The sequence below is a fragment of the Halomonas sp. DP8Y7-3 genome (assembly GCF_019801675.1).
GTDB lineage: Bacteria > Pseudomonadota > Gammaproteobacteria > Pseudomonadales > Halomonadaceae > Halomonas > Halomonas litopenaei_A.
The window spans coordinates 130,803-147,541 of the sequence record NZ_JAHVIO010000010.1; the positions used below are offsets into that span (position 1 = coordinate 130,803).

General features: G+C 63.3%; 15 protein-coding genes. 8 read left to right on the plus strand and 7 right to left on the minus strand.

The window, feature by feature from the left end:
• Nucleotides 1-18: 18 nt before the first annotated feature.
• The 3 genes from benD to KUV86_RS13275 all read left to right on the plus strand — a co-directional run bounded on the left by benD (nucleotide 19) and on the right by KUV86_RS13275 (nucleotide 2,667).
• Entirely contained in the window at nucleotides 19-792 is a 774-nt protein-coding gene (gene benD / locus KUV86_RS13265; protein ID WP_222485136.1) for a benzoate diol dehydrogenase BenD, read from the plus strand.
• A gap of 15 nt (nucleotides 793-807) precedes the next feature.
• A complete protein-coding gene (locus KUV86_RS13270; protein ID WP_222485137.1) occupies nucleotides 808-2,034 on the plus strand; it encodes a benzoate/H(+) symporter BenE family transporter in 1,227 nt (408 codons plus the stop codon).
• A gap of 168 nt (nucleotides 2,035-2,202) precedes the next feature.
• The gene (locus tag KUV86_RS13275) at nucleotides 2,203-2,667 is read left to right on the plus strand and encodes a hypothetical protein (RefSeq protein WP_222485138.1); all 465 of its coding nucleotides are present in this window, start codon (nucleotides 2,203-2,205) and stop codon (nucleotides 2,665-2,667) included.
• Nucleotides 2,668-2,694: 27 nt separating this feature from the next.
• On the opposite strand, the gene KUV86_RS13280 is transcribed toward KUV86_RS13275, so the two are convergent.
• From KUV86_RS13280 to adhE, 4 genes are all read right to left on the minus strand, one after another.
• Nucleotides 2,695-3,066 carry a DnaJ family domain-containing protein gene (locus KUV86_RS13280; protein ID WP_222485139.1) on the minus strand — a complete coding sequence of 124 codons (372 nt, stop codon included), beginning with the start codon at nucleotides 3,064-3,066 and terminating at the stop codon, nucleotides 2,695-2,697.
• Nucleotides 3,067-3,135: 69 nt separating this feature from the next.
• Nucleotides 3,136-4,581 (minus strand): amidase, encoded by a 1,446-nt coding sequence (locus tag KUV86_RS13285; RefSeq protein WP_222485140.1) that lies wholly within the window; start codon nucleotides 4,579-4,581, stop codon nucleotides 3,136-3,138.
• A gap of 118 nt (nucleotides 4,582-4,699) precedes the next feature.
• The gene (locus KUV86_RS13290) at nucleotides 4,700-5,638 is read right to left on the minus strand and encodes a helix-turn-helix domain-containing protein (protein ID WP_222485141.1); all 939 of its coding nucleotides are present in this window, start codon (nucleotides 5,636-5,638) and stop codon (nucleotides 4,700-4,702) included.
• Nucleotides 5,639-5,899: 261 nt separating this feature from the next.
• Entirely contained in the window at nucleotides 5,900-8,659 is a 2,760-nt protein-coding gene (gene adhE, locus KUV86_RS13295; protein WP_222485142.1) for a bifunctional acetaldehyde-CoA/alcohol dehydrogenase, read from the minus strand.
• A 518-nt stretch (nucleotides 8,660-9,177) separates the two neighbouring features.
• On the opposite strand from adhE, the gene KUV86_RS13300 reads away from it, so the two are divergent.
• From KUV86_RS13300 to KUV86_RS13315, 4 genes are all read left to right on the plus strand, one after another.
• On the plus strand, nucleotides 9,178-10,641 hold the full coding sequence (locus KUV86_RS13300) for an aldehyde dehydrogenase family protein (protein ID WP_222485143.1): 1,464 nt from the start codon (nucleotides 9,178-9,180) through the stop codon (nucleotides 10,639-10,641).
• A 149-nt stretch (nucleotides 10,642-10,790) separates the two neighbouring features.
• Complete coding sequence (locus KUV86_RS13305) at nucleotides 10,791-10,988, plus strand: hypothetical protein (protein WP_206940522.1); 198 nt, start codon at nucleotides 10,791-10,793, stop codon at nucleotides 10,986-10,988.
• Nucleotides 10,989-11,222: 234 nt separating this feature from the next.
• Entirely contained in the window at nucleotides 11,223-11,966 is a 744-nt protein-coding gene (locus KUV86_RS13310) for a carbonic anhydrase (protein WP_222485144.1), read from the plus strand.
• A 175-nt stretch (nucleotides 11,967-12,141) separates the two neighbouring features.
• The gene (locus KUV86_RS13315; protein WP_222485145.1) at nucleotides 12,142-12,663 is read left to right on the plus strand and encodes a hypothetical protein; all 522 of its coding nucleotides are present in this window, start codon (nucleotides 12,142-12,144) and stop codon (nucleotides 12,661-12,663) included.
• A 228-nt stretch (nucleotides 12,664-12,891) separates the two neighbouring features.
• On the opposite strand, the gene KUV86_RS13320 is transcribed toward KUV86_RS13315, so the two are convergent.
• Nucleotides 12,892-13,722 (minus strand): Tim44 domain-containing protein, encoded by an 831-nt coding sequence (locus tag KUV86_RS13320; protein WP_222164003.1) that lies wholly within the window; start codon nucleotides 13,720-13,722, stop codon nucleotides 12,892-12,894.
• Nucleotides 13,723-13,859: 137 nt separating this feature from the next.
• Here KUV86_RS13320 and KUV86_RS13325 point away from each other — a divergent pair, with 137 nt between their 5' ends.
• Nucleotides 13,860-14,441 (plus strand): isochorismatase family protein, encoded by a 582-nt coding sequence (locus tag KUV86_RS13325; RefSeq protein ID WP_222485146.1) that lies wholly within the window; start codon nucleotides 13,860-13,862, stop codon nucleotides 14,439-14,441.
• A 203-nt stretch (nucleotides 14,442-14,644) separates the two neighbouring features.
• On the opposite strand, the gene yaaA is transcribed toward KUV86_RS13325, so the two are convergent.
• On the minus strand, nucleotides 14,645-15,421 hold the full coding sequence (gene yaaA / locus KUV86_RS13330; RefSeq protein ID WP_206940511.1) for a peroxide stress protein YaaA: 777 nt from the start codon (nucleotides 15,419-15,421) through the stop codon (nucleotides 14,645-14,647).
• A 205-nt stretch (nucleotides 15,422-15,626) separates the two neighbouring features.
• A complete protein-coding gene (locus KUV86_RS13335) occupies nucleotides 15,627-16,658 on the minus strand; it encodes an NADP(H)-dependent aldo-keto reductase (RefSeq protein WP_222485147.1) in 1,032 nt (343 codons plus the stop codon).
• Nucleotides 16,659-16,739: the final 81 nt, after the last annotated feature.

Genomic DNA, 16,739 nt, shown 5'->3' on the forward strand with positions numbered 1-16,739 from the left:
TAAAAACAGGACCGTGAGATGAAACGATTTGAACAGAAAGTGATGCTGATCACCGGCGCCGCCCAGGGCATTGGGCGGCGGCTGGCGGAAAGGGCCGCACAAGAGGGCGCCCGGCTGGTGCTGGTGGACCGCGCCGAGCACGTGCATGACGTGGCGGGTGCGCTGGCCGACCAGGGCGCCGAGGCGCTGGCGCTGACGGCCGATCTGGAAACCTGGGACGCTGCCGAGGCCGCCATGGGGGGGGCCATCGAGCGCTTTGGGCGCATCGACGTGCTGGTCAACAACGTCGGTGGCACCATCTGGGCCAAGCCCTACACCCACTACGCGCCGGAGCAGATCGAGGCCGAGGTGCGCCGCTCGCTGTTCCCGACCCTGTGGTGCTGCCGTGCGGCCTTGCCTTTTCTGATCGAGAGCGGCGGTAACATCGTCAACGTATCGTCGGTGGCGACGCGGGGCGTCAACCGAGTGCCCTACGCCTCGGCCAAGGGTGGGGTGAACGCCCTGACCGTGGCGCTGGCCATCGACATGGCCGAGCACGGAATACGGGTCAACGCCACCGCCCCCGGTGGCACCGAGGCGCCACCGCGGCTGACGCCGCGCAACGCCGAACCCCAGAGCGAACAGGACGCGCTGTGGTACCAGCAGCTGATCGACCAGACCAAGGCATCCAGCCTGATGCATCGCTACGGCACCCTGGATGAACAGGTGGGGCCGATCCTGTTTCTGGCATCCGATGACGCCAGCTACATTACCGGTAGCGTGCTGCCGGTGGCTGGCGGTGACCCAGGCTGATCAAGGAGCCCAACCATGCGCCATCCCTCTGCTGATACCGGGAACGACCGGGCCAGCGCTTCCTGGCTAGGTTCCCTGGCGCGGGATCTGTCGCTGTCGGCGGTGACGGCGGGCTTCGTGGCGGTACTGATTTCCTATTCAGGGCCGCTGGCGATCTTCTTTCAGGCCGGGGCAGCGGCGGACATTTCACCCGCCATGATGACCTCCTGGGTGTGGGCCATCTCCCTGGGGGCGGCGGTCTCCGGCATCGTACTGAGCCTGTGGCTCAGGGTGCCGGTGGTGACTGCCTGGTCGGCGCCGGGCACGGCGTTGCTGGTCAGCCTGTTTCCCGAATTGTCCCTGGGCGAGGCGGTGGGGGCCTACCTGAGCGCGGCGGTACTGATGCTGGTCATCGGCGTCAGTGGCAGCTTCGATAGGTTGATGGCGCTGATTCCCAAGGGCGTGGCCGCCGGAATGATGGCCGGCATCCTGTTCCAGTTCGGGCTGGACGCCTTTGCGGCCATCGAAATCTCGCCGTCGCTAGCCCTCGGCATGCTGGTGGCCTATCTGCTGTTCAAGCGCGTGGCGCCGCGCTACTGCCTGATTCTGCTGCTGGTCACCGGTATTGTGCTGGCCGTGCTGCTGGAGGATGCCAGCCTGGCTGGCGTCGGCCTGCACCTGGCGGTGCCGGTGTGGATCACCCCGGAATGGAGCCTCGCCAGCACCCTGAGCCTGGCGCTGCCGCTGGTGGTGGTCAGCCTGACCGGCCAGTTTTTGCCAGGCATGGCGATCCTGCAGGGGGCGGGCTATGACACCGAGGCCAGACCAATACTGACGGTGGCGGGCGTGACGTCTCTGGCGACCGCATGCTTTGGCGGTATTTCCACCGTGGTCGCCGCCATCACCGCCGCGCTGTGCACCGGCAAGGAGGCCCACGAGGACCCGGGACGGCGCTATGTGGCGGGGGTCGCCAATGGTGTCTTCTACCTGGTCGGCGGGCTGTTCGCCGGTACCATCGTGGCGCTGTTCAGCTCGCTGCCGGGGGCCTTCGTGGCGGTGCTGGCAGGGCTTGCGCTGATTGCTGCGATCGTCAGCAACCTGGCTGCCATGATCGCCGCCGATGATCACCGCGAGGCCTCTGTGATCGCCTTTATGGTCACCGCCTCAGGCATGAGCCTGTTCGGACTGGGCGCGGCCTTCTGGGGCGTGGTGATCGGCGGCGTTGCGGTGAAGCTGTTGCATGGCGCAGGTAGCAAGAGCTGAGACCTGCCCGCAAAGATCAGCGTCACATGTCTGGTACCTCTGGCCGGGGGTGCCGGCCCCCGCATGCAGCTAGGGTTGTTGTACGGGGCAGCCAAGTGGCCGACTCTCACCGGTGTGGCGGGCAACGATTCCCCGCTGCGTTTGTGTTCGCAGCACCAGGATGACGTCATGCAGCGCTATTCACGATGTTCCCTTGCCTGCCATTCTCTGGCGGCGTTGATCCTTGTCGCATTCGGCGTCGTCTATCTTTCGCGCAGTGAATTTATGCCTTACCACGCGGCGGCCATGGGGTCGGATTGGGTGTCGGTGGACGGCGGGACCCAGCAGGTGCTGCTGGCGTTGATGCGCGCCCTTGGCGGTGCTTGCCTTGGCGTGGCGGTATTGGTGGGCACCCTGTTGTGGGGGCCCTTCCGCCGGGGAGAACGCTGGGCAACCCTGGCGATACCCATGGCAGGGCTGCTGCTGTGCGCCACTTCGCTGTATGCCCAGCTTGGGGTGGCTCTGAAGACCGCCGCCTCTCCGCCGATGTTGCCGGTGCTGGTCGCCGGGGCGCTTCTGTTGGTGGGGCTGTGGCTGTCGTGGCGCTGGCGCCGACGCCACGTCCCGTCGAGCGCCCGGTCGGACTCACGCTAGCGCACTGTGCTGATACCAACCGCAGGGTCAGTCTTCCTCCCACCTCTCCACCAGTCGGTCGTGATAGTGCCCGAGCTCCAGCAGCCGACTGGCACCCCGCCCGCTTTCGGCAAGCCGTGCGCGCAGAAGGCGCAGGCGCTTGTCGCAGTCGCCTCGCTCGGCGGCTTCCTGTGTCTGTGCCAGCAGGTCTTCCACCTCACGCATTTCGCGCTGAAGCTGAAGCTCCGGGGGCAGGTAGCCCGCATTTTTCAGCAATCGATAACCCGCCCGCAGCGTCTCGGGAATCATGCTGTCGTCGTCGAGTTCGATGGGCTTGCCGCGGTCCGGCAGATTATCGAAGGCGCCTTCCTGCTGCGCCTTCTGGATGCGTGTCTCGGCCAGTTGATCGAGCAGCGACATGGGGCACCTCGTGGCGTAAATCGGGTCTGTTGACCCGACTTTAGGCCATCGGCGTCATTCCATCAGCCTTCACCGGGTGCCAGCAGAAGCCAGCGAGGGGAAAAGGCTCGAGGGCGACAGGTCTGGATGTCGACGATGCCAGTCGGTGACCTGCTGGAAAGCCCAGCCGGCGCGTACCAGCATCGCTTCCTCGAACATCGGTGCGATGAACTGGAAGGCGATGGGCCCGCCCTGTTGGCTGAAGCCCGCCGGCAAGGTAATGGTCGGATGCCCGCTCAGGTCGAAAGGACAGGTATAGCGCAGCATGCCGGAAAACAGTGCTTCATCCTCGCCGAACTTCTCCATAAAGGCCATCGACGGGGCGGCGTAGGCGGTGACCGGGGCAATCAGCAGATCGACGCTGGCCAAGAGGCGGTCGACCCGGCCCTTGAACTCGGCCCGGCGCAGCAGTCGTTGCTGGTGGTCCATAGCGCTCTGGGCGCGCCCCAGGTCGATCAGGCCGGCAAGACCAGGGCCGTACGCTTCACGCTGGCTGGGGAAGGTCTTGGCGTGGGCGACGGCGGTCTCCACGCCGCACAACGGCGCCCAGTCGAATACCGCCTGCTGGGTGTCGGGGAAGTCGATTTCCTCGATCTGGGCACCGAGCTGTTCCAGGCTGGAGAGTGCCTGTTCGAGGACGCCTCGGGTCTCGGCATCCACCGCTTCGATGGCCCAGCGAGGGTCGAGCCCGATACGCACACCCTTCAGGCCGCGTGTCATGCCGGCCAGGTAATCCGGCACGGCGAGGGGGACAGCGGTGGGGTCACGTTCGTCGGCACCGGCAATAGCGCCAAGTAGCGCCCCGGCATCGGCGGCGCTGCGGGCGATCGGCCCGATGTGGTCCATCGAGGCCGCCAGTTCGAAGGCGCCGTGTCGGCTGACGCGGCCCCAACTCGGCTTGAGGCCGGTGACGCCGTTGGCGGCGGAGGGGAAGCGAATCGAGCCTCCGGTGTCGGTGCCCAGCGAGCCAAAGCACAGCCCGGCGGCGGTGGCCACGCCGGAACCGCTGGACGAGGCGCCTGACCACAAAGCCTCACCCCAGGGGTTGGTGGGCGGCGTGATGTCGGGGTGATGATCGGCGAAGGCGCCTTCGGTCTGCTGCAGCTTGCCCAGCAGCACGGCCCCGGCCTGGTCGAGGCGTGTAACCACGCTGGCCGTTTCTCGGGGCACGTGGTCACGGTGCAGGGGCATGCCGTGGGTCGTTGGGGTCCCCTTGGTCCACAGCAGATCCTTGACGGCCAGCGGAACACCCTGAAGCGGCCCCTTGTGGTTGCCGGCGGCCAGATCTCGGTCTGCCTGGGCCGCCTGCTGAAGTGCGCTGTCGGCCATGACGGTAACAAAGCTGTTCAGGGTGGTATCGATGCTGTCGATGCGCTCGAGCATGGTGCGAGTGACCTCGACGGCGCTCAGCTCCCTGGACTGGATACGACGGCCGATCTCGATAAGGCCGTCAAAGTGCAGCGGATGGTCTGTCATTGTTGTCATCCTGATGGTCAGAAAAAATGCACACCTTCAGGGTAGGCAGCGGGCAGGGCGCAGGTTTGCCTGAGCGGGCCAAGCGTTGGCCCGAGAGGGCCAGGACGTGCTTGTGGGGTCACATCGTCTCGGGTGCGTGGCGAGTTGCGCGCAGCAAGGTAGAGGGCGAATGGCCATAGGCCCGACGGAAGCTACGGCTGAAATGGGAGACACTGGTAAAGCCATGCTCCAGAGCGACCTCGGTGATGCTGCGGGTACCACCTGCTCGCAGGGTGGCGCGACTCTGCTCCAGGCGAATCGCCCACAGTGCTGCCATGGGCGTCTGACCATGCCGAGCGAACAGGCGGGTGAGGGTGCGGCGAGAGACATGGTTGTCCCGTGCGATGCGCTCAAGGCTCAGCGAGCAATCCTGGTGCTGTTGTCGCAGGTAGTGACAAAGGCGTCGGTAGAGAGCGTCGTTGCGATCGTCTCCCGCGCCGCCAAGCCCCTCGAGCACCAACGCCGCCAGATCGACCATCGCCTCGCCGAGCCCAGTCGACGACGCCCCGGCGTCCAGCCGGGCGCCGTCGTGGATCAACGCCTTCAATGAGGTGGCGCCCGGCAAGGTCGTCGGGATAGGCCGCGCGGTCAGCGACTCGGTGGAGGCCAGGCGACGCATCAGGGGCGCCCGAGGCAGGCGCACAAGATGAAGCGCGCTGGCGCTCAGGCACCATTCGAACGGGCGACAGGCATCGTATAGCACCAGGTCGCCGGGCCCGATGGTGATACGCCGCTGATCCTGATCGAGCCTTGCCGTGGCGCTCTCGAGAAAGCCGAGCCACAGGTCATCGTCGCTGTCGTGGGACAGGTGATGGGACTGCCGGCGCCAGCGGTGGGAAGAGGCGGCCATCGTGCTGATGGCGACGTCGCCGTGTTGCCTGACGCTGAGACTGCCATGGAAGGGCCGCTCGTCGAGGCATTGACTGTCCGCGGGAATGCAGTGACGGCAGACGACGTCGTGCCAGAAGGCGAAGCGCTCTCGGGAGTCGATCTGTCGGGTGGTAAAGGCGGCCGTCATGCGGGTGTCCTTACGGGCGGGGCGACCACAAGGTCTCGCAATGGACACCGATGTCGCCATCTTTCCGACACTATAGCGCAGGTATCGCGCAGGTGGGTTGGCTGGCGGCATGCACGTCGGTTGGCCGCTTGGCTCAGGGGATGTGGTCTGGCGAATGTCTGCAAGACGCTAAAGCCCCCGCGAGTCACTCTCGCGGGGGCTGTGGTTGTGGCGGGACACCGTCGATCAAGCCCTGCCGAGGAGCCAGGCGCCAGCCTGGACTCAGGCGTCGGCCTTGGCCTTTCTCGCCTTGCGTGCCGGTGTCTTGGCTGCCTGATCCTTGGCGCCCTGATCCTTCGATGCAGGTGCACTGGGGACCTTTGCGTCGGCCTTGGGCTCCTCGCGCTTCTTGATCACGGTGGTGCCGGCGAAGGTCTCACCCTCCACGTAGACCTCACCGTAGTAGGAGGCCCGCAGCACTTCCTTGAGTTCGCTGATCAAGGGGTAGCGCGGGTTGGCGCCGGTGCACTGGTCATCGAAGGCTTCTTCCGCGACTTCATCGAGCTTGGCCAGGAAATCCGCTTCGGCTATCCCTGCGTCCTTGATCGAGGCGGGGATATCCAGGTCGCGCTTGAGCTCGTCGAGCCAGTTGATCAGCCGCTCGACCTTCTGGGCGGTGCGGTCTCCGGCCTGTGACAGTCCCAGGTGATCGGCGACTTCGGCATAGCGACAGCGCGCCTTGGGCCGATCGTACTGTGAGAAGGCGGTCTGCTTGGTCGGGTTGTCGTTGGCGTTGAAGCGCACCACGTTGGTGATCAGCAGGGCGTTGGCCAGGCCATGGGGCAGGTGGAACACCGCGCCGAGCTTGTGGGCCATGGAGTGACACACGCCCAGGAAGGCGTTGGCGAAGGCCATGCCGGCGATGCTGGCGGCGCTATGCACCTTCTCGCGAGCGACGGCGTTGCGCTCGCCCTCGGCGTAGCTGACCGGCAGGTACTGCTTGAGCAGCTTCAGCGCCTGCAGCGCCTGGCCATCGGAGAATTCATTGGCCAGCACCGAGACGTAGGCTTCCAGCGCGTGGGTCACCGCGTCGTAGCCGCCGAAGGCGGTCAGCGACTTCGGCATCTTCATCACCAGGTTGGCGTCGACAATGGCCATGTTCGGGGTCAGCTGATAGTCCGCCAGCGGGTACTTGATCCCTGTCTTGTCGTCGGTGACCACGGCGAAAGGCGTCACCTCGGAGCCGGTGCCCGAGGTGGTGGGAATGCACACCAGGCTGGCCTTCTCCCCCATGGTGGGGAACTGGTAGATGCGCTTTCTGATATCCATGAAGCGCATGGCCAGCTCCTCGAAGTGTACCTCCGGGTGCTCGTACTTGACCCACATGATCTTGGCGGCGTCCATCGGTGAGCCGCCACCGAGGGCCAGGATCACATCTGGCTGGAAGCTGGCCATGGCCTCGGCGCCCTTGTCGACGATGGACAGGGTGGGGTCGGCCTCGACGTCATAGAAGGTGTGGACCTCCATGCCCTGGGCCTTGAGCAGTGCGGTCAGTTCATCGACGTAGCCGTTGTTGAACAGGAAACGGTCGGTGACGATGAAAGCTCGCTGCTTGTCCTTGAGGTCGGTCAGGGCCACCGACAGGCTGCCGCGACGGAAGTAGATCGACTCGGGGAGCTTGTGCCACAGCATGTTTTCCGCCCGGTTGGCCACCGTCTTGGTGTTGATCAGGTGCTTGGGACCGACGTTCTCCGAGATGGAGTTGCCACCCCAGGAGCCGCAGCCCAGCGTCAGCGACGGCGCCATGTCGAAGTTGTACATGTCACCGATGCCACCGTGGGAGGTGGGGATGTTGATCAGGATGCGCGCGGTCTTGAGACGGTCGCCAAAGTAGCGAATGCGCTCCTTTTGGGTGTCCTGGTCGGTGTACAGGCCCGAGGTGTGGCCGATGCCGCCGAATTCGACCATGGTGCAAGCCTGGTCCACGGCGTCCTCGAAGGAGCTGGCGCGGTACATGCCAAGGGTCGGCGACAGCTTCTCGTGGGCGAAAGCGTCGTCGATATCGACCCGCGGGCCCTCGCCGATCAGGATCTTGGTATCGGCGGGTACCTGGATGCCGGCAAGCCCGGCGATGGTGACCGCCGACTGGCCGACGATGGCAGCGTTGAGGTGGCCATTCTTCAACAGGATCTGGCGCACCTGGTCGGCTTCAGCGGGCGACAGCAGGTAGGCGTTGTGGGACGCAAAGCGTTCGCGTACCTCGTTGTAGACCTCGTCCAGCACGATCACCGCCTGCTCCGAGGCACACACCACGCCATTGTCGAAGGTCTTCGACATCAGCACCGAGGCCACCGCCCGTTTGATGTCGGCGGTCTCGTCGATGATCACCGGCACGTTTCCGGCGCCCACGCCAATGGCCGGCTTACCGGAGGAGTAGGCCGCCTTGACCATGCCGGGGCCACCGGTGGCCAGGATCAGGTTGATGCCCTCGTGCTGCATCAGGGCTTCCGAGAGTTCCACCGAGGGCTGGTCGATCCAGCCGATGATGTCCTTGGGCGCCCCTGCCGCCACCGCTGCCTCCAGCACCAGCCTGGCCGCCGCATTGGTGCAGTGACGGGCCCTGGGGTGGGGCGAGAAGATGATGCCGTTGCGGGTCTTCAGCGAAATCAGCGCCTTGAAGATGGCGGTGGAGGTCGGGTTGGTGGTGGGCACGATGCCGCAGATCAGACCCACCGGCTCGGCGATGGTCATGGTGCCGGCCTCGTCGTGGGTCGCGATCACACCGCAGGTCTTGTCGTCCTTGTACTTGTTGTAGATGAACTCCGAGGCAAAGTGGTTCTTGATTACCTTGTCTTCGAGCACGCCCATGGCGGTTTCTTCCACCGCCTGGCGGGCCAGCGGAATTCGAGCGTGGTTGGCAGCAAGCGACGCCGCTCGAAAGATCGTGTCGACCTGCTCCTGGGAGAAGCTGGCAAAGACGCGCTGCGCGGCCTTGACCCGTTCCACCAGGGCATCGAGTTCAGCAAGATTGGTAACCGCCATCAGAGGCCTCCAGACAAGAGATAGACAGACAAAAAGCAACCTGCGAAACCTCCTCCAGCTCCCTGGTTAGGCGTGCCACGGAGGAGGCTTGAAAAGCGGCTTTGTACGTACCTGTCCCCGTCAGTCTATGGCTGTCACGATTCAGCGCTGCTGATAGAGGTCAGCTTTTTCGCCGCTTATATACCGTTTCGAACATCATGATGATCGCAAGCATGGGGTCGGCCTATCCGTGGACCGGGGTATGAGACGTGCGTTTGGCGAGATTTAGTGGTGGCCGCGAGAGGTAGTCATCGAGGCTGGCATGACCCACCTGCGGCACTGAAGAGACGGCGGAGCGGTACAAAATGTCACTGTTCGCCCCCTTGCGAGGGATCGGCGAGCTGTCTAGGATTCTGTGACGATAGTTATACGAAAGTTGTTCGCAACGAAAGCTTTGCGACATAAAGCTGTGCGACGCATGAGCTGCGCGACGCGAGAGCTGCGCGAAACGGACGTTGTGCAAAACGGAGGGAGTCGGTATGTGGAGCCTCAAGGATTTGCAGTTGCAGCCCATCGCCGGGGAATGGCGAGACGGGGGATCTGGAAAGACACTGGAAGTGTACGATCCCTATCATCAGACGTCGTTGATCAAGATCGTCCAGGCGGATCGTCATGATGTGGATCGGGCGTTCGAAGCCGCGCAACAGGCCCAGCAGCAATGGTCTGCCACCAGTGCCATCGAGCGGGCAGCCGTACTGAGAAAGGTGGCCGAGCGTCTCGAGGCGCGTAAGGACGAGTTGATCGAATGGTTGGTTCGTGAGTCCGGGAGTACCCGTATCAAGGCGGAACTTGAATGGAACAATGCCCGGGAAATGTCGCTGGAAGCTGCCGCCATGGCGACCCGCGTGCAAGGATCGATGGCCGCGTCCAGCGTGCCGGGCAAGGAACATCGCGTTTATCGCAAGCCACTGGGCGTCATCGGCGTCATCAGTCCCTGGAACTTTCCCTTTCACTTGACCCAGCGCACCATCGGACCGGCGTTGGCCTTGGGTAATGCCGTGGTGCTGAAGCCTGCCAGCGACACGCCGTTGACCGGCGGACTGTTATTGGCTCGGCTGTATGAAGAGGCGGGCCTGCCGGCCGGGCTGCTCAGTGTTGTGGTGGGCTCTGGCAGTGAGTTGGGGACGCCCATCGTCGAGCATCGGTTGGCCAAGCTCATTTCCTTTACGGGGTCAACGGAAGTCGGACGGCAGATTGCCAAGGGCGCTGTGGGCGGTCGCTTCATCAAGCCGGTGGCGCTGGAGCTGGGCGGTAATAGCCCCTTTGTCGTGCTCGATGATGCAGACATTGACCAGGCGGTCAGAGCCGCCGTGGTGGGCAAGTTCATGCACCAGGGGCAGATCTGCATTGCGATCAATCGGCTGATTGTCGATGCCACCATCTACGATGAGTTCGTGGAGCGCTTTGTCGAGCGGGTCAAGGGGCTCAAGGTCGGAGATCCTGCCGAGTCCGACACGGTCATTGGTCCTATCATCAATGAGCAACAGCTCGAGGGCTTGAAAGAGGTCGTGCACAAGGCTCGGCAGTCGGGAGCCAAGGTTGCCCTTGAGGGGTCTTTGGAAGGGCCCTGTCTACGGCCTTGGGTATTTCGCGACGTCAGTGAACAGATGGATATGGCCTGCAATGAGATCTTCGGGCCGGTCGCCGGGATCATCAAGGCCCATGGTGAAGATGACGCCATACGTATCGCCAATGCGACCGAGTACGGCCTTTCCGCAGCCGTCTTCAGCGGTTCCCTGGAGCGCGGCGAACGCGTCGCTCGGCAGATCGACTCCGGCATGGTGCATGTCAATGACATGCCGGTGAATGACGAGCCTCATATGCCCTTCGGTGGCGAGAAGAACTCGGGCATCGGCCGCTTCAATGGTGACTGGGTGCTGGAGGAGATGACCACCGTGCAATGGGTCAGCGTTCAGCGTGAGCCCCGACAGTATCCGTTCTGATGTGGCTGACGAAATGAAGCCACGCAGTGTCAGTTTTACTTAGCTCTCGAGCAACTGCTCCGCTGGTGGGCCGCTCGCCCCCTAGCCAGTGTCACATTGGCGCGCTAGGGTGGTAGTGAACTTCGACCAATGTTGTACAAGGAGATGTTATGAAGAACAGCATGATGCGTCGTTTTGGTATGGCTTTCGTGATCGCCATGATGGCCGGTGGCCTGGCAGCCTGCGAAGAGGAAGGACCCGCGGAGCAGGCCGGTGAAGAGATGGATCAGGCGGTGGAAGATGCCGGCGAATCCATGGAAGAGATGGGCGAGGAGATGGAAGAGTCTGCCGAGGACGCGACCAACTAAGCCTGTCGATACATCGTTTTAGGTAAGAGTCTTGTCTCAGGCGAGCCGGTATTGATGCCAGTGTTCGCCGACCATCCGGCCGAGGTGGTGATCGATTGAGCAGTCTTTGCTTTATCGATATACAGCCACCGCTCATATGCCAATCGGTCGCGTGAGACCTTCAACGATCAGTAGGATAAAGAGCCTGCCCCATGGGGCAGGCTCTTTTCTTTTTGTTGGACAAGGATGACGAAAATGACTCTGTTGAAGGTCACCAGCTTTCTTAGCTGCGCACTTTTCACCTGCAGCGCGCTGGCAGCCACCGAAGCGCCTCACTGGTCCTACCAGGGTGAGACCGGACCGGCTCATTGGGCGGAACTCAGTGACAGTTACGAGATGTGCGGGCTGGGCCATAACCAATCGCCGGTGGATATCGCCTATGGTGTTGATGCGGCGCTGGCCCCGCTTGAGCTCTCCTATGGCCAGCCTGGGACTGCGGTGGTCAACAATGGACACACGGTTCAGGTGGCCTCTTCTCAGGACAATACCCTGACGCTGGATGGTGACGTCTATACCTTGTTGCAGATGCATTTCCATGCTCCGTCTGAGCACACGGTGGATGGACGTCAATTCCCGCTGGAGGCGCACCTGGTACATGCCAACAAGGAGGGAGATCTGGCAGTCGTGTCCGTGATGTTCGATGAAGGTGAGCAAAATGCCGTGTTTGACGGACTTGTGGCGAGTTTGCCCAGCAGTGCCGGAGATACGGCGGAAATAGATGGCGGCATTGACTTCGCCCAGGTGCTTCCGGAAGACCAGGAGTATTTTCGTCTGAATGGTTCGCTGACCACCCCTCCTTGTACCGAAGGTGTTCGCTGGTTGGTGATGAAAGCGCCGCAGTCGCTGTCCTCTGACCAGATCACTGCCTTTGCTCAGGCCATCGGCGTTGACAACAACCGCCCGATTCAGCCGCGCAATGCGCGGGTGGTGATCGAGTAACCTGTGGGTTGGCGGGCGCATGCTGGCATGTGCCCGCCTGTCGCTGCAGTGGCGCCGTTTCCTTGGAAACTGCACGGTCTTTGCGGAATACGCGCAAGGAGAGGGCTAGCCAAGACGCGCCCAGGCTTCTAATGTAAATGGGGAGTTCATACTCATCATTCCCTGGAGGTGTTACATGAAGCAAGGAACGTTTCGTCGCCTGGCCCTGGCTGCTGCTATTTCGTCGTTGATGTTGGCCATGGCCGGTTGTGAGGATGATGCAGCCGAGGAAGCCGGCGCCAAGGTGGATGACACTCGCGAAGCCGTCGAGGAGCAGGCTCAGGAGCTTGCAGCGGATGCCGAGCAGGCCATGGATGAAGCCGCAGAGGGCATGGCGGAAACCGCTGACGACGCGGAACAGGCCATGGATAACGCCGCCGCCGAAGCCGAGCAGGAAGCCGACGAGGCCGCCGCCAGCATGGCGGAAACCGCTGACGACGCGGAACAGACCATGGATAGCGCCGCCGCCGAGGCCGAGCAGGAAGCCGACGAGGCCGCTGCCAGCATGGCTGACGCTGCTGACGATGCGGATCAGGCCATGGATGAGGCTGCCGCCGAGGCCGAGCAAGAGGCCGACCAGATGGCGGACAGCGCCGGTGAGGCGGTCGAAGAGGCCGGCGATGAAGTTGAGCAGGCCACCGACAAGGCTGCGCAGTAATCTGTCTGACGCCGCTGCGCTGTTGCCTGGGGGCCCTGTCACGGCTAGGCACCAAGTGCCGACTCACGCCGCCATCCTCCAGCTGAATAGTGCGGGGTTGCTCGAACCGCTCTATCGTTCACGCGGCAAATGAAGAAAAGGGGCCGAGATCCTAGGATCTCGGCCCCTTTTGCGTTCGCTGCCGATAAGCGTCGACCGCTTGCCGGCAGCGGGTAGCACAGACTGCCGTCAGGCGTTTTGTTCGATGCCCTGCACGTACCAGGGGGCATCGTCACGCATTTCGCGCACCAGGTGCCAGGTTTCGTTGAACTCTGTTTCGGTGCCGTTTTCGTTGAGCACTCCATGGAACAGCACGCGGGCTTCGGCCTGGGTGCCCAGTTCCTGCACCCCACCGAGTTCCGCAAACAGACGCACGATCTCGGTCTGGTTGTTGGCTGGCTCGCTGGCGCGCTGCTCGCGCAGCAGGTTGTAGAGCTCCGGTGTCACGTACTCCTGGATGCGCGGGAGGTCATTGTTGTCCCAGGCCCGCTGCAGGGTCATGAAGTGCTCCTTGGCACCACCGAGGAAGCGCTCACGGTCGAACCACTCTGGGTCGCCCTGAGGACCACCGAAGGCGGCACCGGAAGTACCGGAGCTGCCGGGCATCTGGAACGGAGAAGAGGGGGCCTGCTCGCGCTGCATGCCATGTCCGCCACCTCCGGCCGATGCCGTTGCCGAACGACGCCGGGCCAGCAACTTGAACGCCAGAAAGGCGAGGCCCGCCATCAGCAGGATATCGACCATGCCAAGCCCATCGAAGGCACCGCCGAAGAACAGTGCGCCGAGCAGGCTGCCGGCCAGCAGGCCGCCTAGCATGCCTCCCATCAGGCCGCTCTTCTTGCCCGCGGTGGGTGCCGCGTTCGGACGCGCCGTGTTTTGCGTCTGGGTGGCGCTGGGGCTGGCCTGACGCGAGAAGGAGCCGACACTCTTGCCGCCGCCCAGGCGACGGGCATCGGCGCTGTCGACGGCGAGGCCGAAGCCCATCACGCCGACAAGAATCATCACGAGAAGGTGACGCATCTAGACATCTCCATAATTCGGCCTGCGTTGGCCTGTCTTTACCGGTGTCCCTGGTGGTCACCGGTGAGTCGCTCGTCCATTCTAGCGATAACGAGCTTCGCGGGAAGCCGTGTACAACGAAAAGGCGAGGAGAGAGTATGCTGATCGAGCGTAGCGACAGTCTACTACTGGTGGTCGACGTACAGACGGCCTTGATGCCGGTGGTGGCGAGGGGGGACCAGGCGATCACCGAAATTGGCTGGCTGGCAGCCGTGGCGGAGCGCCTGGAGGTTCCGGTGTGGGTGACCGAGCAATACCCCCAGGGGCTGGGGACGACGGAGCCGCGCCTGACGTGCGCCCTGCCACAGAGCGCGCGCTGGTTTACCAAGAGTCACTTCAACGCCTGTCGAGAACGCGAGGTGGCGCAAGCCCTTGAGGCGGCAACGCCGCGTCAGGTGGTGATCGCCGGAGCCGAGGCCCATATCTGTGTGCTGCAAACGGCGCTCGGACTGTTGAAGCAGGGGGTCGAGGTATTCTGGCTGGTCGAGGGTTGCGTCAGCCGACGCGGGGAGGAGGCCAGACTTGCAGGCGAGCGGGCCCGTAAGGCCGGCGCCCAGTTGGTCAGCGCTGACATGGTCGCCTACGAATGGCTCGAGCGCTGCGATGACCAGGCCTTTCGTGAGGTGCATCGTGAATTGCTGCGACCCAGGGCGTCGCGGCCGCTGCGACTCGGGACCTGAGGATCCGGAGCTGAGGACCTTGAACCGAGGATGGTGACTAGAGTCTCTTGAAGGCAGGGCTTTGAAGGCAGGGCTTTAAAGACAGTGCCTTGGTAGAGAGGGGGCGGAAAACAGCCCCTGAAACTGGGCCCTTGAAAAAAGATCCGGTAAGCCCTCCCGGAAGAGGGCTTGTCATGCCGGGCCCCGGCGCTTCGGCCGCTGCCTCAGGCGGGGGTGTCGCGGGTGAACACCAGGGTGTTGCCCTCGGATTCGGCGGCGCTGAAACGGTAGCCGGCCACGTTGAAGTCCTTGAGGCCTTCCTTGTCATCCAGGCGCTGCTGAATCATCCAGGCGGCCATCAGGCCACGTGCCTTCTTGGCATAGAAGCTGATGATCTTGTACCGATCGTTTTTCCAGTCCTTGAACACCGGTGTGACCACGTCTGCGTTGAGGCTCTTGGCGTCGATGGCCTTGAAGTACTCGTTGGAGGCCAGGTTGACCAGCACCGGGGAGCCACTGCGCGTGACTGCGGCATCCAGCTCGGCGGTCAGCAGCGGCTTCCAGAACGCATAGAGGTCCTTGCCGCGCTCGTTGGCAAGCCGAGTGCCCATTTCCAGTCGATAGGGCTGAATCAGGTCGAGCGGGCGCAACAGGCCATAGAGACCAGACAGAATCCGCAGATGGTCCTGAGCGAAGGCATTGTCGTCATCGCTGAAGGTGTCTGCCTGCAAGCCGACATAAACGTCGCCCTGAAAGGCTTGGGCCGCGACCTTGGCGTTGTCCGGCGTGAAGGGTGTCTGCCACTGACCAAAGCGCGCTGCATTGAGGCCAGCGATCTTGTCACTGACTCCCATCAGCTCCGAGATCCTGGCCGGGCTGTAGTCCCGCAGGATGTCGATCAATTCGCGAGAATGCTCGAGATAGTCGGGCTCCGTCCAGGTGGCAGTGGTGGCCGGGGTCTCGAAATCCAGCGTTTTGGCAGGTGAGATCACGCTCAGCATGGGCGGGCTCCTGGGGTCGTTATAGGCCGTCAATCAAAGAGGGGTAGTGTATCAAGCCCCGGCGAAGGCCGGGGCTATGATGCAGATAAGGCCAGAGTATCAGGCTAGCTGGCTCACGCCCTTATGCCTGGGACGTCATGGCAAGGGCGTGCGCCAATGGTGTGTCGAAGGAAAGTCGCAGCTCACGACAAAGCCTAGGCCTTGATCAGGGGCTAGGGTTCGGGATCCGCTGGTGGATCGCCTCGATGCCCTCCAGCACTTCTTCCGACAGTGTCAGTGCCTCCGAGGCCAGGTTGCTCTCCAGCTGATCCATGGTGGTGGCGCCGATGATGTTGCTGGTCAGGAAGGAGCGGGAGTTGACGTAGGCCAGTGCCATCTGGCCCGGGTCGAGGCCGTGCTCGCGTGCCAGCGCCACGTAGGCTTCGGTGGCGGCCGTGGCCTGTTCGGAGCTGTAGCGGCTGAAACGGTCCCACAGCGTCAGGCGTGCGCCCTCTGGGCGAGCGCCGTTCAAGTACTTGCCCGTCAGCACGCCGAAGGCCAAGGGAGAGTAGGCCAGCAGGCCCACCTGCTCGCGCTGGGCAATCTCCGCCAGCCCGACTTCGAAGGTGCGGTTGAGCAGGCTGTAGGGGTTCTGGATCGATGCCACCCTGGGTACGCCGAGAGTGTCAGCCAGTTGAAGACAGCGCATCACCCCCCAGGGCGTCTCGTTGGACACGCCAATGGCACGTACCTTGCCCGCGTCGACCAGTTCTTTCAGGGCCGACAGCGTTTCCTCTAAAGCGGTAGCCTGCTCGTCCTCGTCGTGGGTGTATCCCAGGCGGCCGAAGAAGTTGGTGGAGCGATCAGGCCAGTGCAGCTGGTAGAGATCGACGTAGTCCGTGTTCAGCCGCGACAGGCTGCCATCGATCGCCTCGTGCAGATGCTGGCGGTCCAGGCGAGGGCCGCCGCGGATATGGCTGATACCGGGGCCTGCGGCCTTGGTGGCAATCACCACGTCATCGCGGCTCTGGCGGCCCTTCAACCAGGAGCCGATGTAGGACTCGGTCAGCCCCTGGGTCTCGGCCTTGGGTGGCACCGGGTACATCTCGGCGGCGTCGATGAAATTGACCCCAAAGGCCACGGCTCGGTCGAGCTGGGCGTGGGCTTCTGCTTCCGTGTTCTGTTCGCCGAAGGTCATGGTGCCAAGACAAATGCGGCTGACGTCGATACCGGTAGTGCCGAGAGGGCGGGTCTGCATGGGAGCTCCTTGTGTCGGTGCGTGCACAATGGCACGACCGAACGGTGAATGCTGCATAGCACCGAAATGTTACCTTTGCCC